Origin of the sequence: Microbacterium schleiferi (assembly GCF_015565955.1) — a bacterium.
Lineage (GTDB): Bacteria > Actinomycetota > Actinomycetes > Actinomycetales > Microbacteriaceae > Microbacterium > Microbacterium schleiferi_A.
The window spans coordinates 550,050-566,236 of sequence record NZ_CP064760.1; the positions used below are offsets into that span (position 1 = coordinate 550,050).

A 16,187-nucleotide genomic window follows, 5' to 3' on the forward strand; every position below is an offset into this window, starting at 1 on the left:
GCTTCGCGCACCCGCACCATGCCGCTGTTCGGCACGGACGGCGTTCGAGGGCTTGCCAACGGCACCCTTACCGCCGATCTCGCTCTATCCCTGGCTCAGGCGACGGCTGTCGTCCTGGGCCAGGGACGCACCGCCGACGCTCGCCGCGCCGCGGGCAAGCGGCTCACCGCCGTCGTCGCCCGTGACCCGCGTGTGTCGGGGGAGTTTCTGGTCGCCGCGGTCTCGGCGGGCTTGGCATCCTCGGGCGTAGACGTCCTGGACGCCGGCGTGCTGCCGACCCCGGCGCTGGCCTATCTCATCGGCGACCACGACGCGGACTTCGGCGTCATGGTCTCGGCATCCCACAACCCCGCACCCGACAACGGGATCAAGATCTTCGCTCGCGGCGGCGTGAAGCTGCCCGACGTTGTCGAGGCCCGCATCGAGGCCGCCATGAGCGGTGAGAAGCTGCAGCCCACCGGCGCCGGCGTCGGGAGGATCGCTCGATTCTCGGACGCCGAGGACCGGTACGTGCTGCACCTGCTGCAGTCGCTGCCGCACCGGCTCGAGGGCTTGCACGTCGTGCTTGACTGCGCGCACGGCGCGGCATCCGGCGTCTCCCCGCAGACCTTCTCGGATGCCGGGGCCCGCGTGACCGTCATCGGCGCCGACCCCGACGGCCTGAACATCAACGACGGCGTCGGCTCGACGCACCTCGACCAGCTCGCTGCGGCAGTCATCGCCCACGGCGCCAACCTCGGTATCGCCCACGATGGCGACGCCGACCGGTGCCTGGCCGTGGATGCTGCGGGTCAGGTCATCGACGGCGACCAGATCATGGCGATCCTCGCCGTCTCGCTCAAGGAACGTGGCGAGCTCGTTGACGACACGCTCGTCGCGACCGTCATGAGTAACCTCGGCCTGCACCGCGCGATGGCCGCACAGGGCATCCATGTCGAACAGACCGCCGTCGGCGACCGATACGTGCTTGAGCGCATGAACGAGGGCGGCTTCGCGCTCGGCGGCGAGCAGTCGGGCCACGTCATCATGTCGCGGTTCGCCACCACCGGCGACGGGCTGCTCACGGGACTACACCTCATGTCGGAGATGGCCCGTACCGGCCGCACGCTCGCCGAGCTCGCCTCGGTCATGACGGTGTACCCGCAGGTGCTCGTGAACGTGAAGGGTGTCGACCGGTCGATGGTTGCGACAGACGAGACCGTGCAGGATGCCGTTGCCCGCGCATCCGCGGCCCTGGGTCTGTCGGGTCGTGTCTTGCTGCGCCCGTCGGGAACCGAGCCGCTCGTGCGGGTCATGGTCGAAGCCGCTGACGCCGACACCGCCAACGCGCACGCCGAAGCGATCGCCGACGTCGTCCGCGAACGCCTCAGCCTCCCCGCCTGAGGCGCCGGTCCGCGGCATCCGCCCTCGGCCTCGCGCTTCCGGCAGCACCGGACGGAACCGCGCGTGGCTAACTCCGCATTGCCGCACGGAATCCTGGTGTCGGCACCGCCGAGTGGCACGCGAGCCATCGATCTTGAGGAGTTAGCGACGGCCCGCGGGCGGCCGTGTGCCGTGTGCGGAATCCGGCCTCAGCGGTGATCGAGGTTCCGGTCGGTCGCGTGATTCAGCCCCAGCCCATCGACTCGATGTAGCGCAGGAGCACACCCTCACGCAGGGCCCAGGGGCTGACCTCGAGTTCGTCGACATCCAGCGCCCGCATCGCCTCGTGCAGCACGACCGCGCCGGCCACGATCTGGAAGGTGCGGTCGGCGGTGATGCCGGGGAGCTCCTGACGGGCGGATGCCGGGATGCGTGCGAGGCGCGGGATCCAGGACGCGAGCGAGGCGCGGGGGAGCATCATCCGCTCGCTGCCCGACCAGCCCGCGAGCGGGTAGCCGACGAGTCTGGCCAGCGACCGGATCGCCTTGGAGGAGCCGACGGTGTGATCCGGTCGGGGGAGTGCGCCGAAGGACTTCGCGAGTGGCTTGAGAGTCTGGCGGGCGTGTGCCCGGAGGCGATCGACGGCCTCCTCGCCGGGCGGGTCCTCGGGCAGGTAGGCGAGGGTCATCCGGCCGGCACCGAGAGGAACGGATGCCGCTTCATCCGGCAGCTCGTCGGCGCCGGCCGCGATCTCGAGCGACCCGCCGCCGATGTCGAAGAGCAGGATCTGGCCCGCGGACCAGCCGAACCAGCGCCGCACGGCGAGGAAGGTGAAGCGCGCTTCGGAGACGCCCCCGAGCACCTGCAGTTGCTGGCCCAGTGCAGCTTCGATGCGCGAGATGACGTCGGGGCCGTTGGTCGCCTCGCGTACCGCGGAGGTCGCCGTCGCGAGAAACTCGTCGACGTTCTCGCGCTCGGCAACCGTGCGGGCTTCGGTGACGGCGTTCACGAGCGCCGCGATCCCCTCTTCACTGATCGCGCCCTCGGGCGTCAGGTACGTCATGAGGCGCAGCACTGAGCGGTGGCTCGTGGAAGCCAGCGGTCGACCTCCGGGGTGAGCGTCGGCGACGAGAAGGTGGACAGTGTTGGAGCCGATGTCGAGGACGCCCAGACGCACGGGGGACAGCCTATCGGTGGCACGGACGAGCCTCCGCGCACGGTCTTCGCTGTGCCGATTGCAGGATAAACGCCGGGTCAGTCGGTCCGCCGCCCCCAGAACGATGGATTGCTCCTGCGTTCGGCTCGGGCGTTCGGCTCGGGGCGTCAGAGGAGGGCGTCAGGGGAGGGCGTCGGCGGGCGGATCAGCGCAGCCAACGAACCCGGCCTTCACGAACGCGGCGGTCTGATAGGCGTAGTTGTAGACCCAGCGCGTCAGGTTCAGGCGCTCATCGACGGGAACCACCGTGACTGCGGCCTTCGCGCACGTGTCGAAGATGTAGCGTGTGCGCAGCACGTGCGGTGTGTAGGTCAGCACAACGACGGTGTCGCCGCCTGAGGCGTAGGCCGACAGCAGGGCGGCCTCGCCCCGGGTCGTGAACGGGTCGGGGGTGCGGCAGGTCACGTAGGAGCGCCAGCAGTAGCTCAGTTTCTCGGCCGAGTCGTTCCCCGACCGCGGCACAGACACGAGGACCCTGTCGGCGATGCCCTGATCGCGGAGGCTCTCGGCGTCTGCGATGCGGGTCGCGGTGGGTGGCCCGATGACATAGATCAGATCGGCCTGCGGCGGGGCGGGAACCGCCGGAAAGACGTACAGCGGAAGCCCGATGACGGCGATGAGGGCGATCACCGTCAGGATGCCGAGAGCACCGCGACGGGCCCACCGCGCGCGAGTGATGATCGACTCGTCGTCCACGCGTGCATCCTCCGTCTCTTCATGCGGCGACCACGGCGTCGACGTGCTCTGACGAGCCACAGTGTACGGGGCGTTTCGACGCGCGTTGTCACGCGGTGACCCGTCAGGTGTGGGGTGGCGCGGCGCGCAGGGCTACGATGGCCCCGTGCCCAGCGATGCCGCAGCCCTTGACGCCCGCGAGCAACTGAACCCGCAGCTGTACCGCGAGATCCTGCGCCCCGACTGGGCGCGACTCGCAGCTGACATGCGCCAGCCGCTCACCGAAACCGAGATCGTGTCGCTTCGCGGTCTCGGAGATCGCCTGGACCTCGACGAAGTGCGCGAGGTGTACCTCCCGCTCAGCCGACTGCTGAGCCTGTACGCGGGTTCCACCCGGCGGATCGGTGCCGAGACGAGCTCCTTCTTGCACGAGACCGACTCGACGACGCCCTTCGTTGTGGGTGTCGCAGGCTCGGTCGCCGTCGGCAAGTCGACGATCGCCCGTCTCCTGCGAGAACTCATGAGCCGCTGGCCCGATACCCCTCGCGTCGAGCTCGTGACCACGGATGGCTTTCTCTACCCCAACGCAGAACTCGAGCGTCGCGGGATCATGCACCGCAAGGGCTTCCCGGAGTCGTATGACCGTCGCGCGCTCGTGCAGTTCCTCACCGACGTGAAGAGCGGAGCCGCCGAGGTCCGCGCCCCCTTCTACTCCCACATGAAGTACGACATCATTCCCGATGCCGTCATCACGGTCCGCCGGCCGGATGTCGTCATCGTCGAAGGGCTGAACGTTCTGCAGCCGCCGCCGTCACCGAACGAGGTTGCCGTCAGCGACCTGTTCGACTTCTCCATCTACGTCGATGCCGACCCCGAACACATCACGCAGTGGTTCGTGGACCGATTCCTCGCCCTCAAACATGGCGCGTTCGCCGACCCCGGATCGTTCTTCAACGTCTTCTCGGACTTGACCGATGAGACGGCTGTCGAAACCGCCCTGGGATTTTGGAACGAGATCAACCTGCCCAACCTGATCGAGAACGTGCTCCCCACCAAACATCGGGCGACCCTCGTGCTGCAAAAAGCTGCCGACCACGCCGTCGACCGGGTGCTGCTGCGCAAGGTGTAGACCGCGCGCCGGAGCCCCAGATCGGCTCGGATCGGTGGGATTCTCCAACGGGAATATCGTGGGAGCGGTCCCAGGATGGCCGTCGGCGCACCGATGTCGCGACACGCCGATCGTCATGGTAAAGATGTTTCATGCGGGGTGGTCATCGGGGGCCGTATGAAAGCTCTGCTCCCTAACGGGCGTGGGCGCTTCTTCGGCGTGACGTTCCTGTCAGCGATAGCGGCAGGGGCGTTGATTGGCGTACCCGCGGTAGCCTCGGCGGCACCCGCGTACGTGCTCGATTCGGTGACATCCATCTCTGCTATCTCGGCCACTGAACCGCTCCCCGGTGCCGTTGACGGTGCGGCGGACCCGGCATCCTGCCTGGCTGACATGTCGTCGCACCTCGTGCGCCTCACCGGATCAGACGGCGATCCCGTGCGAAACCCCGTTCTGCTGGTGCACGGGTGGCTCAGCACCGCGATGCCCGAGTCCGAGGCGGGTCCCCGACCGGTCACGACGAGCACCGGCATCGCCAATTCGCCCTTCTCCCGGCCTGTCGAGTGGTCATCGGATGGCGACCCGGCGGTCGATCTGCGCTCGCTGCAGCAGCGGCTCTCGGAGCTCCCCGACACCTCGGTTTTCGCGTTCGACTACTCGTCGATGGCGGCGCTGTGGGTGGGTCACACCGCCACCGCACCCGCCCTGGCCGGAGCCATCGAGTGCCTCGCGCAGGAGTCCGGCGACACGGTCGACATCGTTGCGCATTCGATGGGCGGCCTCGCACTTCGCTACGCCCTCGGGGGTCGAACGAGGGAGTGGCCGCTCATGTCGGTCAGGTCATCACGGTGGCGACGCCGAACGAGGGGTCGGAGGTCGCCTCAGCCGTGTCGGTGATCGGGGACGCGACGGAAACCCTGTTCTCGTCAGCATCCGTCCTTGTTCAGCTCGCGCTGCCCGCGGTCGTCGGCATCTGCAACCGCGAGATGGAATCGGATGCCCGGGTCGGATGCGACATTCCGCCCAGCGTACGCACCGTTTTCGCGGTCGCCGGCGACGGCGGACAGGCGCTGCGGGCCGGCTCCGCCGAGCTCTCGAGTGTGCCCGAGTGGCCGAGCAGCCTGAACGTGCACGCAATCGCGGGCGATTACCGCATCCGACTGACGGCGGGGATCGTTCCGCCGGAGGTCTTCACGGCGTTCCGCGACGCCGCAGGGGTGTTCGGGATGGATCTGCGCCCCGCGATCGACGAGACGATCGAGGCGGGCGACGGGATCGTCGGCGTGAGTTCTGCGACCGCCGATGCCGACTCGAGCTTCGTTGCGCGCTGCGAGGTGTCCGTCGACCTCACGACGACGGACGGATCGGCGCAGTTCGGTGATCTCAGCGATCAGTTCGGCGGCATCCCGCCGCTGGCGGGGCCGTGTGCGCACGACCGGCTGTTCGAGAACGACGACGTTGCCCGGGATATCGTCGCGACGCTCGGGGCGTCCCGCGGGTAGCGCTGTCGCGACGCTCGGGGCGTCCCGCGGGTAGCACCGTCGTGGCGCCTGGGCGACGTGGCGCGCGTATTCCCGGCGGCGACGCAGGATGAGCGCGTCCCGGCCCCGTAGCATGTGTGGAATGTGTGGAATCGTCGGATATGTCGGGCCGCGTGAGAGTCAGCCCATCCTCATCGCCGGACTGTCGCGTCTGGAATACCGCGGCTACGACTCGGCGGGTATTGCCGTTATCGACGGCGACGGGCACCTGGGGATGCGCAAGCGCGCCGGCAAGCTCGGGGTGCTGCGCGACGACCTCGCCGAGCATCCGCTGCCGGCCGGAACGACGGGGATCGGGCACACCCGCTGGGCTACCCACGGCGGACCTACCGACGCGAACGCGCACCCGCACCTCGCCGACGACGACAAGCTCGCGCTGATCCACAACGGCATCATCGAGAACTTCGCCGCGATCAAGAACGAGCTGCGGGAAGAGGGATACGAGTTCCGCAGCGAGACCGACACCGAGGTCGCAGCGGTGCTGCTCGGCCGCGAGTATCGCGCGCACGATGGCGACCTCGTCGCGGCGTTCCGTTCCGTGGTCCGTCGCCTGGACGGTGCCTTCACGCTCCTCGCGATGCACCGCGACAACCCCGGCCTCGTGGTCGGGGCGCGCCGCAACTCGCCGCTCGTGATCGGGCTCGGCGAGGGCGAGAACTTCCTCGCGTCCGATGTCGCCGCCTTCGTCGAGCACACCCGTCAGGCGCTCGCGATCGGTCAGGACGAGATCGTCGCCATCACTCCCGGCGGCGTCGAGGTCACCGACTTCGACGGCAACCCGGTCGGCGTCGAGCCGTTCGAAGTGCTGTGGGATGCCGCTGCCGCCGACAAGGGCGGGTGGTCATCGTTCATGGCCAAAGAGGTCTCGGAGGAACCCGAGGCCATCGCGAACACGGTGCGCGGCCGCATCCGTGACGGGCTCGTGTCGATCCCCGAGCTCGACGGGCTCGACGAGCTCTTCGCGGGGATCAATCGCATCATCGTCGTCGCCTGCGGCACTGCAGCCTATGCCGGCATGGTCGGCAAGTACGCCATCGAGCAGTGGGCGCGGGTGCCGGCGGATGTCGAGCTGGCGCACGAGTTCCGCTATCGCGACCCGGTGATCGGGGCCGACACGCTCGTCGTCTCGATCAGCCAGTCCGGCGAGACGATGGACACCCTCATGGCGGTCAAGTACGCCCGCGAGCGGGGTGCGAAGACGCTCTCGATCTGCAACACACAGGGTGCGACGATCCCGCGCGAATCCGATGCCATCGTCTACACGCACGCCGGTCCCGAGGTCGCGGTCGCCTCGACGAAGGCCTTCGTCGCGCAGATCACGGCCCTCTACCTGCTCGCGCTGCACATCTCCCACGTGCGCGGGACGCTCAGCGATACTGAGGTTCGCCAGCAGGTGCTCGAGCTCGAGGCCGTGCCCGACAAGATCGCGCGGGTGCTCGAGGACGAGCAGGCTCACATCGAGCAGTTCGCCCGGTGGATGGGCGACACCCAGTCGGTGCTGTTCCTCGGTCGGCACGTCGGCTACCCCATCGCCCTGGAGGGAGCTCTCAAGCTCAAGGAGATCTCCTACATCCACGCCGAGGGGTTCGCCGCCGGTGAGCTCAAGCACGGCCCGATCGCCCTCATCGAGCCCGGGCAGCCGGTCTTCGTGATCGTGCCCTCGCCGCGGCATTCGCCGCTGCTGCACTCGAAGGTCGTCTCTAACATCCAGGAGATCCGCGCCCGCGGTGCCCGCATTATCGCGGTTGCCGAAGAGGGGGATGCCGCCGTGCTGCCCTACGCCGATGAGGTGCTGCGCATCCCACTGGCCGACCCGCTGTTCGAGCCGCTGCTGGCCGTCGTGCCGCTCCATATCTTCGCGATGGGCCTGGCCACGGCCAAGGGCTTGGATGTCGACCAGCCGCGCAACCTCGCGAAGTCCGTCACCGTCGAGTAGGGGTCGGTTGCCTTGAGGCGGCCCGAACGCAGGATGACAGGCCGCGACGTGCCGCGCACGCAGGATCTGCGGCCGTTCATCCTGCGATCGGTCCGCGTCGCGGGGGTGCGGCGGCGGTAGGGTGGCGGATGCTGCGGCATCCGTCACCGCCGCCGCTGAGGAGTGCGCATGATCGTCGGGATCGGCGTCGACCTGGTCGACATCGAGCGGTTCGAGCGGACGATCGCGCGCACGCCGAAGCTGCTCGCGCGGCTGTTCTCCCCGGCCGAACGGATGCTGAAACCGCGATCCCTGGCGGCCCGCTACGCCGCGAAGGAAGCGCTCATCAAGGCGCTCGGCGGATCCGACGGAGTGCACTGGACCGAGATCGAGGTGACGCCCGAGGCATCCGGTCGCCCGTGGTTCACCCTCACCGGATCGACTGCCGACGTCGTCGCTGCCCGGGCCATCACGACCCTGCACCTGTCGATGTCGCACGACGCGCACCTCGCGACGGCCTATGTGATCGCCGAGTCCTCTCCGGAACCCGGGGCGCGAACCCACACGGACGGCGCCGAGCCCACAGCATCCGGCGCGGGAAAGGTGTGGGCTGGCGCGGATGATGTGGGTTCGGCGATAGGGGCCGAGCAGGGAGTGCAGGAACGATGAGCGTCATGCCCGGATCCCGGTTGCCGGAGGGGATGCTGCGGGAGGCATCCGTTGATGTCGCTGCGATCGCGGCGAACGTGCAGCACCTGCGGCGGATGACGAACTCCGAGGTCATCGCCGTCGTGAAGGCCGACGGCTACGGACACGGCGCGACCCGGTCCGCCGTCGCCGCACTCGCAGGCGGCGCGACACGGATCGGTGTCTCGGACATCACCGAGGCCCTCGCGTTGCGCCGCGCGGGCATCACGGCTCCGGTCCTCGCGTGGCTGCATGCGCCCGGAGCCTCGTTCCGCGAGGCTGCCCACGCCGGCATCGAGCTCGGCATCTCGAGCTTCGACCAGTTGCAGCAGGCCGCCGCCGCGGCATCCGTCGACAGGCCCGTCGGCGTGCACCTCAAACTCGAAACCGGACTCGCGCGCAACGGCATCGCACCCGCCGACTACGGCGTCGTCTTCGCCGAAGCCGCACGCCTCGAACGCATCGGCAAACTCCGCGTCATCGGGCTGTTCAGCCACCTCTCCAACACGAGCCCCGACGACGATCGCGCGGCGCTGCGGGTGTTCCTGGATGCCGCGGGCTCAGCCGCCGCGCTCGGTCTCGCGCCGCCGCTTCGGCACCTCGCCGCCACCCACGCCGCGATCGCCCTGCCCGAGACGCGGCTCGGCTGCGTACGGGTGGGGATCGGGATCTACGGCCTGTCGCCGTTCGACGACCGCAGCTCCGCGGACCTGGGCCTGCGCCCTGCCATGACGCTGCGCGCGGCGGTGGCGGCGGTACGTCGCGTGGATGCCGGACACGGCGTCTCGTATGGGTACCAGCACCGCACCGAGCGCGAGAGCACCCTCGCGCTCATCCCGATCGGGTACGCCGACGGTGTGCCGCGAAACGCCTCCGGTCGCGGGCCGGTCTGGATCGGCGGCAAGCCCTTCGCCGTCGCCGGCCGCATCGCGATGGACCAGTTCGTCGTCGACGTCGGCGACCACCCGGTCGCGGTCGGCGACGAGGCAGTGCTGTTCGGCGACCCCACGCTCGGCGTCCCGTCAGCCGATGACTGGGCCCGCGCCGCCGGCACGATCAACTACGAGATCGTGACCCGCATCGGTCCTCGCGTGCCGCGTCGGCAGGTCTCGTCGTGAGCGGGCTCGACGAACTGATCGGCGAGCGCGAGGTCACGAGCCCCGCCGATATGCACGCTCTCGGGTGCAGATGGGGAGGATGCTGCGTCCGGGCGATCTCGTCGTGCTCACCGGGGTGCTCGGGGCCGGCAAGACGACCCTCACCCGCGGGATCGGTGAGGGACTCGGCGTGCGCGGACCCATCCAGAGCCCGACCTTCGTGCTGGCGCGGACGCATCCGTCTCTCGTCGGTGGTGCGCCGCTCGTGCACGTGGATGCCTACCGACTGGGCTCGCCAGCCGAACTCGACGACCTCGACATCGACTACGACGGATCTGTCGTCGTCGTCGAGTGGGGGCGCGGAATGGTGGCTGGCCTGCGCGACCACTGGTGGGACGTCGAACTGCAGCAGGAATGGCACGGCACCGGCGTCGATACCGCCTGCGGCACCTACGGACCGGCAGCCGCGGAACTCGAAGCCGACGCGCCGCGCGTGGTCAGCATCCGTCGCGAACCGTCCTGACTTGCGCCGGAGCCGGTGGGGCCCGGGGTCTGGAACGGTGGTCGGGGCGCGTGAGCTGTGCCGAATGCAGGATGGATGCGTGCCTGGGCGGCGTGGCGGCGGGGTGGAGCGTGGATGATCCTGCGTTCGGTCCGGCCGCGACGGGTGGGCGGCGGTGAGGACGCTGGCCGGCGGCGGGTCGCTGGCAGGGGCCGCTGGCCGGGGGCTGGGGCCGCTGGCCGAGGGCTGGGCGGGTGGTGCCCGGGCCGAACGCAGGATGAATCGGGTGCCAGCACCGCCGAACGTGCCTGCACTGGCGGCTGAGCCTGCAATCGGCACACGGCAGGTGTTCCCGGGCCCCGCCGCGGATACCCTGGGAAGGTGATTCTCGGCATCGACACGTCGCTTGGCACCGCGGCTGCGGTCGTCGAGACCGACGGCGTGGTGCTCGCCGAAGCGTCGAGCGCGAATCCGCTCGGTCACGCCGAAGTCATCGGTGACCTGCTGCAGACCGTGCTCGGCACGGCGCGCACCGACGCCCCCCTCGGTCACGCCGGCGCCGGTACGCCGGGAGCGCCCGCGGAGATCACTGCGGTTGCCGCGGGCATGGGTCCTGGGCCGTTCACCGGACTGCGCGTCGGCATCGCTGCCGCCCGAACCTTCGCGCTGGGGCGCGGCATCCCCGTGGTCCCGGTGGTCAGCCACGATGCTGCAGCGCTCGGCATCCTGCTCGACGAGGCGCTCGCCGGTGAGACGGATGCCGATCCGGAGCGGTTTGCCATCGTCACGGATGCCCGCCGCCGCGAGTTCGCCTACACGGTGTACGAGGGGATGGATGACGACGGCCTGCCGATCCGTGTCGCTGAACCCGCGCTAAGCCCCCGCGATGACATCGATGCGGTGCTGACCGAGCTCGACGCCCGTCGGCACGACACGACTGCCATCTCGGCGGCCATGGTGGCGCTGGTCGCGGCGCGGGCAGTGGCGGCGGGGCGTGAGGTCGGTCCGCGGGACGCGCTGTACCTGCGCTCGCCGGATGTGACTCTCTCGGCCGGGCCGAAGAAGGTGGGAACATGAGCATCCGCCTCGCGACCGCCGACGACCTCGCCGCGATCATGGCGATCGAGCGGGCGTCGTTTCCGACCGACGCGTGGTCAGAGACGATGATGGCCGCCGAGCTTGCGTCGCCCCACGGTTCGTACGTCGTCGTCGAGGAGGCGGGGCGCATCGTCGGATACGGCGGAGTGCGCGCGGTGCGCGGGGCGGCGGATGCCGACATCCAGACCATCGCGCTCGAGACGGCCGCCCGAGGAACGGGCCGGGGACGGATACTGCTCGCCGCGCTTCTCGAGCACGCCCGCGAGGCCGGGGCAAGGACCATGTTCCTCGAGGTCCGCGACGACAACGCGGTCGCCCGAAACCTGTACCAGCGCGAAGGCTTCCTCGAGACCGGCCGGCGCCCGCGCTATTACCAGCCCGACGACGTCGACGCGATCATCATGCAGCTCGACCTTGTCGGATGGGATGCCGCGCGGCGCGAGGTCGGCGGCGACGCGGCGCTCGCGGCGGAACAACCCTCGGGCGGGACGCGAGGAACTGCCGTGGCATCGGGGGAGTGTGCACATGAGCGCCGCCCGCGAACCCCTCGTCCTCGGGATCGAGACCAGCTGCGACGAGACCGGCATCGGCATCGTGCGCGGCCGCACGCTGCTGTCGAACACGATCGCCTCGAGCATGGACGAACACGCCCGCTACGGCGGGGTCGTGCCCGAGGTCGCCGCCCGCGCGCACCTCGAAGCGTTGCAGCCAACGATCGAGGCCGCGCTCGCCGAGGCGCAGGTCGAGCTCGCGGATATCGACGCCGTCGCCGTCACGTCGGGCCCCGGGCTCGCGGGTGCGCTCATGGTCGGCGTCGGCGCCGCGAAGGCGCTCGCGGTCGCGCTCGACAAACCGCTCTATGCCGTCAACCACCTCGTCGGCCACATCGCCGCCGACCTTCTCGACGCTGACGCGCCGCCCCTGGAGTACCCGACGATCGCGCTACTGGTCTCGGGCGGTCACACATCCCTCCTGCTCGTCCGCGACCTCACGGGCGACGTCGACCTCCTCGGCGAGACCGTGGATGACGCCGCCGGAGAGGCCTTCGACAAGATCGCTCGCATCCTGGGCCTGCCCTATCCGGGAGGTCCCGAGATCGACCGCGCCGCGGCATCCGGATCGGACGGACTGGGCGGGACCCGCGCCGGCGACCCGAACGCGATCCGCTTTCCGCGCGGCCTCTCCCGCGCCAGCGACATGGCCGAGCACCGCTACGACTTCTCGTTCTCGGGGCTCAAGACGGCCGTCGCGCGCTGGGTCGAGCAGCAGGATGCCGCGGGCAATCCGGTTTCGACCGCGGATGTCGCGGCATCCTTCCGAGAAGCTGTCGTCGACGTCCTCGTGACCAAGGCGCTCGCGGCGTGCGCGGACTTCGGCGTGCCGCGCCTGCTGCTGGGCGGAGGGGTGATCGCCAACCGGCGGCTGCGCGAGGTCGCGCTCGAGCGTGCTGCAGCGGCGGGTGTCACGGTTCGCATTCCGCCGCTGTCGCTGTGCACCGATAATGGGGCCATGATCGCGGCCCTCGCCTCGGAACTGATCATGGCCGGGCACGGCCCCTCGACGATGGCGTTCGGCGCCGACTCGACGCTGCCGATCACCGACATCCAGGTCGCGGGGGAGGCACAGTGACTGATCGTGCTCGAGGGTTCTCGCGCTTTCCCACCGCCCCGGTGGACGTGCCGACGACCCTCAGCGGCCCCGACCCGTCGCCGGACCGCCCCGGCTGGGAACCGGATGCCGGACCCGTCGAAACCGCAAGCTTCGACCGCGGGTTCGCAGGCTGGGCGCTCGGCTTCGGGATCGTGGGCCTGGCCGTCTCGCTGTTCGTCGGATGGGGCTTTGTCATCGGCGTCGTCGCGATCGTGTCGGGCATCATGGCGCTGCGGCATCCGCGAGACAGCCGCCGCGTCGCGGTCTGGGCGATCGTGCTCGGCGCGGTGTCGATCCTCTACAGCGCGGGCTGGCTCCTCTACGCCTGGACCGTTCTGACCTGACCCGTCGCCGGTTGCCGCGCCGGCGCTTTCGGGCGACGGATGCGGGGATCGGCGGGGCTGTACGGGAACGCGGTGCGCGTCAGGGAGCGGGCGGAACGCGGTCGGCGAGGATCGCGACGCGGGTGCCGGCGATCCTGGTCATGATGAGGGTCGCGGACTCGTCGCCCTTCAGCTTGAGAGTCTGACGGAGCGCCGCGGGGTCGACATCCACGCCGCGCTTCTTGATCTCGAGGATGCCGATACCGCGCTCGCGCAGGGCCCGCGCGAGCTTCTTCGTGTCGGAAGGGAGCACCTCGCGCACGCGGAAGCTCTGCACGAACGGGCTCGTGACGGGCTTGTCGCCGGTGAGATACGCGATCTTCTCCGACAGCATCCCCGCGTGCAGCGACCGGGCGACCTGCCCGATGAGCCGGGCACGGATGACGGCGCCGTCGGGCTCGTGGATGAACTGCCCGAGCGCGCGCACCGGTTCGTCCTCGCTGTCGGCGGGTGCGGTGAGCTCGGCCGCGTGTTGCCCGCGCAGCACGAGCGCCGATCGCGTCACCCCCTCGCGGGCGAGTGGACCAGACCATAGCACCAGCTCGATCGTGGATCCGTCGGCGCTGACCCACTGCGCCTCGCATCCGTCGGGGATCCGATCGCGGTCGAGTCCCGGACCGAGCTTCACACCGCCCGGCATCCGCCCGATGAGCTCGAACACCCACTCCAGAGACGGCGACCAGTCGTCGGTGCGCGCACGGCCCGTTTCGCCCGTCTCGCGTCGTGCCGGGTCCAGCCAGACGGCGTCAACCCCGCTCAGGTCCTGATCCTCCGCGAGGCCGTGGCGCACCGTGACGGACGCGCCGAACGGGGCGAGGTTGACGGTCGCGAGTGCCGCCGTGACCTCGTCGGCATCGACAGCGTCGACACGGATGCCGAGACTGGCAAGAGCCAGCGCATCTCCGCCGATTCCGCATCCGAGGTCGGCGACGTGCTCGAGTCCGGCGCGACGGAACCGCCCCGCGTGGTGGGCGGCAACGGGAAGACGCGTCGCCTGCTCCAGGCCGGCGCGGGTGAACAGCATCCGTGACGCGAACTCACCGAACTTCGCCCTCGCCCGTTCACGCAGCCGCGCTTGGGTCACGACCGCCGACACGAGGTCGGGGGAGTGGCCGGCGCTGCGCAGTCGCGAGACGGTGCGCCCGACCTCATCGCTGGAGGAGATGGGGCCGAGGCTGTTCAGAAGGTCGAGCCCCGCCGGCGTCAGCAGCGCCCGCACCTCGGCGATGTCCATCCATCCACCCTAGGCGCGGGCGCTGCTAACTCCTCAAACCCGCCCGCGGAGTGAGGCCCGCGGGCGGGTTTTGCGGTCCTGATGCCCGACTCTTGAGGAGTTACCGACGCGCGAGAGCGTCAGCGGGTCCGCGTCAGCCGCAGCTGCTCACGAGATCCCACGAGGATGCCGAGAGGCGCTGCAGGCTGGTCACGGTGGCATCGCCGAGGCCGAGGTAGTCCTGCGTGCCGATCGCGTAATACGGGTTGTAGGGGTTCACGCCGTAGGACGTGGCCCGGCCCGCTGCCTTGTGGGTCGCGTTCGTGGCGGTGACACAGTCGCTCGGCGTGGGCGTCGGCGTTCCCGTTGGGGTGGGCGTCGGCGACGGTGTTCCGGTCGGTGTCGGGGTGGGCGTCGGTGTCGGCTCACCCGACCGGTCGGCGCGGCGGTTGTTGTCGAAGAAGAACTCCGTCACATACGCCGGGTAGTCGATGCTGTTCGCGCTGATGTACGACCCACCCGATCCCGCGCCGGCCGGCCAGTTGTGGCCAAGGCCCGTGTTCTGGATGACGGAGACGCGAGGCCCGTCGGCATCCGAGTACAGCGTTCCCGAGCCGGACGTGTTGGTTCCGGCAAGGCCCGAGAGGCCGAACGTCGAGGTCTGGTCAGCATCGTAGATGTCGGCCATGATCTGCCCGTTGAGCGTGTTGTACCCGGGCGCAACAGTGGAGTCGTTGCTGCCGTAGACGACCGAGGTCAGCTGCGTGTCGAAGGCTCCGGATGCTGCGCCGGCAAAGCTCGTGCACGTCGATACGCCCTGGTTCTTGGAGACGGCGACCGAGGAGATCTGCCCCGAGGTCGTGCCCACTGTCGGTCCGGCGTTGATGCCGATCCCGGCGAAGACGTCGGGCGCGAGGCATCCCATGACCATCGTCTGACCGCCGCCCGACGATAGCCCCGAGACGTAGACCTGATCCGCATCGATCCCCAGGCTGCCGCGCGCCGTGAGCGTCGAGGCCAGCGACAGGAGGTTGTCGTCGTGACGGGCCGGCGCCGTGCGCGAGTGATTCGCGTCGTAGTAGTCCCAGCAGCCGAGGATCACCCCGCCGTTCGGGGCATCCGGCAGCGCGACGATCATGCCGTACTCGTCTGCCGTCTGCGCCCAGTTGCCCGCCGACTGCAGATCGGACGCCTTCTGTACGCATCCGTGGAGCGAGATCATCAGCGCGCGGCCGGCGGGCAGCGCGGCCTCCGTCGTCGGCGTGTAGAGCCGCACCGACATCCCGGCGATCGTCTCGGTCGTCCACGTTCCGGTGCCACCGGTCGAGCCGCCCGAGCCGCCGCCGGAGCCGCCTCCGCCGTTGGTGCAGCCGGGGAGCGTCTCGAATCCCGGGGGACAGGTGATCGCCTGGGCGGCGGGTGCGACAGCGGTGAGACCCGCCACCGCCAAACCTGCCGCCAGGAGCGCGCCCAGAGCGCGATTTCGGACACGAGAGAGCATGCGTCATCCCTTCGTCACTGCCCCGGCCATTGCCCCGGGCGCCATCGCACGGTCGTCCCGGTCGGAGCACGGGCATCCCTCTCCAGTGAGTGGATGCCGAGGTGCGTCATCGCACGCGACTCACGGTAACTGAAAGATGATTCATATACCAGGTTAAGTCGGAGGACATGGCACGACTCTCATCTCGCGGGGGCGTTGTCGCCCCACGATCCGAATCTGATTGGCACTCGCGTTGCATG

The 16,187-nt window shown here is 69.7% G+C and carries 13 protein-coding genes and 3 pseudogenes; 12 read left to right on the forward strand and 4 right to left on the reverse strand.

Going from position 1 to position 16,187, the window contains the following annotated elements; translation table 11 throughout:
* The first annotated feature begins 18 nt into the window (after positions 1-18).
* Positions 19-1,383, forward strand: coding sequence for a phosphoglucosamine mutase (gene glmM, locus IT882_RS02655; protein ID WP_195693056.1), 1,365 nt, complete (start codon positions 19-21; stop codon positions 1,381-1,383).
* A 223-nt stretch (positions 1,384-1,606) separates the two neighbouring features.
* On the opposite strand, the gene IT882_RS02660 is transcribed toward glmM, so the two are convergent.
* Together IT882_RS02660 and IT882_RS02665 are read right to left on the reverse strand one after the other, a co-directional pair.
* Positions 1,607-2,539, reverse strand: coding sequence for a Ppx/GppA phosphatase family protein (locus IT882_RS02660; RefSeq protein WP_195693057.1), 933 nt, complete (start codon positions 2,537-2,539; stop codon positions 1,607-1,609).
* 159 nt (positions 2,540-2,698) lie between these two features.
* Positions 2,699-3,274: a YdcF family protein gene (locus tag IT882_RS02665; RefSeq protein WP_195693058.1), complete on the reverse strand. Its 576-nt coding sequence runs from the start codon at positions 3,272-3,274 to the stop codon at positions 2,699-2,701.
* A gap of 145 nt (positions 3,275-3,419) precedes the next feature.
* Between IT882_RS02665 and coaA the strand changes: the two genes are divergently transcribed.
* The 11 genes and pseudogenes from coaA to IT882_RS02720 all read left to right on the forward strand — a co-directional run bounded on the left by coaA (position 3,420) and on the right by IT882_RS02720 (position 13,195).
* Positions 3,420-4,382, forward strand: coding sequence for a type I pantothenate kinase (gene coaA / locus IT882_RS02670; protein ID WP_229382260.1), 963 nt, complete (start codon positions 3,420-3,422; stop codon positions 4,380-4,382).
* Positions 4,383-4,538: 156 nt separating this feature from the next.
* Positions 4,539-5,258 carry an esterase/lipase family protein gene (locus IT882_RS02675; protein ID WP_195693059.1) on the forward strand — a complete coding sequence of 240 codons (720 nt, stop codon included), beginning with the start codon at positions 4,539-4,541 and terminating at the stop codon, positions 5,256-5,258.
* A complete protein-coding gene (locus tag IT882_RS02680; RefSeq protein ID WP_195693060.1) occupies positions 5,210-5,863 on the forward strand; it encodes a hypothetical protein in 654 nt (217 codons plus the stop codon). Before IT882_RS02675 ends, IT882_RS02680 begins: the two co-directional genes overlap by 49 nt.
* A gap of 121 nt (positions 5,864-5,984) precedes the next feature.
* Positions 5,985-7,838, forward strand: a complete 1,854-nt coding sequence (glmS, locus tag IT882_RS02685; RefSeq protein WP_195693061.1) for a glutamine--fructose-6-phosphate transaminase (isomerizing) — start codon at positions 5,985-5,987, stop codon at positions 7,836-7,838.
* 168 nt (positions 7,839-8,006) lie between these two features.
* Positions 8,007-8,354, forward strand: a pseudogene (locus IT882_RS02690) (holo-ACP synthase); the annotation flags it as partial.
* Positions 8,355-8,482: 128 nt separating this feature from the next.
* On the forward strand, positions 8,483-9,622 hold the full coding sequence (alr, locus tag IT882_RS02695; RefSeq protein ID WP_229382261.1) for an alanine racemase: 1,140 nt from the start codon (positions 8,483-8,485) through the stop codon (positions 9,620-9,622).
* Between the two features lie 50 nt (positions 9,623-9,672).
* Positions 9,673-10,124: pseudogene (gene tsaE / locus IT882_RS02700) on the forward strand (tRNA (adenosine(37)-N6)-threonylcarbamoyltransferase complex ATPase subunit type 1 TsaE).
* Between the two features lie 360 nt (positions 10,125-10,484).
* Positions 10,485-11,180, forward strand: a complete 696-nt coding sequence (tsaB, locus tag IT882_RS02705; protein WP_195693064.1) for a tRNA (adenosine(37)-N6)-threonylcarbamoyltransferase complex dimerization subunit type 1 TsaB — start codon at positions 10,485-10,487, stop codon at positions 11,178-11,180.
* Between the two features lie 38 nt (positions 11,181-11,218).
* Positions 11,219-11,545 (forward strand): annotated as a pseudogene (rimI, locus tag IT882_RS02710) (ribosomal protein S18-alanine N-acetyltransferase); the annotation flags it as partial.
* A gap of 181 nt (positions 11,546-11,726) precedes the next feature.
* Positions 11,727-12,830, forward strand: coding sequence for a tRNA (adenosine(37)-N6)-threonylcarbamoyltransferase complex transferase subunit TsaD (gene tsaD, locus IT882_RS02715; protein WP_195693065.1), 1,104 nt, complete (start codon positions 11,727-11,729; stop codon positions 12,828-12,830).
* Positions 12,827-13,195 (forward strand): DUF4190 domain-containing protein, encoded by a 369-nt coding sequence (locus tag IT882_RS02720; protein WP_195693066.1) that lies wholly within the window; start codon positions 12,827-12,829, stop codon positions 13,193-13,195. Before tsaD ends, IT882_RS02720 begins: the two co-directional genes overlap by 4 nt.
* Before the next feature lie 79 nt (positions 13,196-13,274).
* Here the strand turns inward: IT882_RS02720 and IT882_RS02725 are convergent, their stop codons facing one another.
* Positions 13,275-14,468, reverse strand: a complete 1,194-nt coding sequence (locus tag IT882_RS02725) for a class I SAM-dependent methyltransferase (RefSeq protein WP_195693067.1) — start codon at positions 14,466-14,468, stop codon at positions 13,275-13,277.
* Positions 14,469-14,601: 133 nt separating this feature from the next.
* Complete coding sequence (locus IT882_RS02730) at positions 14,602-15,948, reverse strand: PHB depolymerase family esterase (protein WP_195693068.1); 1,347 nt, start codon at positions 15,946-15,948, stop codon at positions 14,602-14,604.
* Positions 15,949-16,187 lie beyond the last annotated feature (239 nt).

What these genes read in the sequence shown, in the direction of transcription:
- glmM (WP_195693056.1), top strand. Translation starts at nt 19, where the DNA reads ATGCCGCTGTTCGGCACGGACGGCGTTCGAGGGCTTGCCAACGGCACC.
- IT882_RS02675 (WP_195693059.1), top strand. Translation starts at nt 4,539, where the DNA reads ATGAAAGCTCTGCTCCCTAACGGGCGTGGGCGCTTCTTCGGCGTGACG.
- glmS (WP_195693061.1), top strand. Translation starts at nt 5,985, where the DNA reads ATGTGTGGAATCGTCGGATATGTCGGGCCGCGTGAGAGTCAGCCCATC.
- alr (WP_229382261.1), top strand. Translation starts at nt 8,483, where the DNA reads ATGAGCGTCATGCCCGGATCCCGGTTGCCGGAGGGGATGCTGCGGGAG.
- tsaD (WP_195693065.1), top strand. Translation starts at nt 11,727, where the DNA reads ATGAGCGCCGCCCGCGAACCCCTCGTCCTCGGGATCGAGACCAGCTGC.
- IT882_RS02725 (WP_195693067.1), bottom strand. Translation starts at nt 14,468, where the DNA reads ATGGACATCGCCGAGGTGCGGGCGCTGCTGACGCCGGCGGGGCTCGAC.
- IT882_RS02730 (WP_195693068.1), bottom strand. Translation starts at nt 15,948, where the DNA reads ATGCTCTCTCGTGTCCGAAATCGCGCTCTGGGCGCGCTCCTGGCGGCA.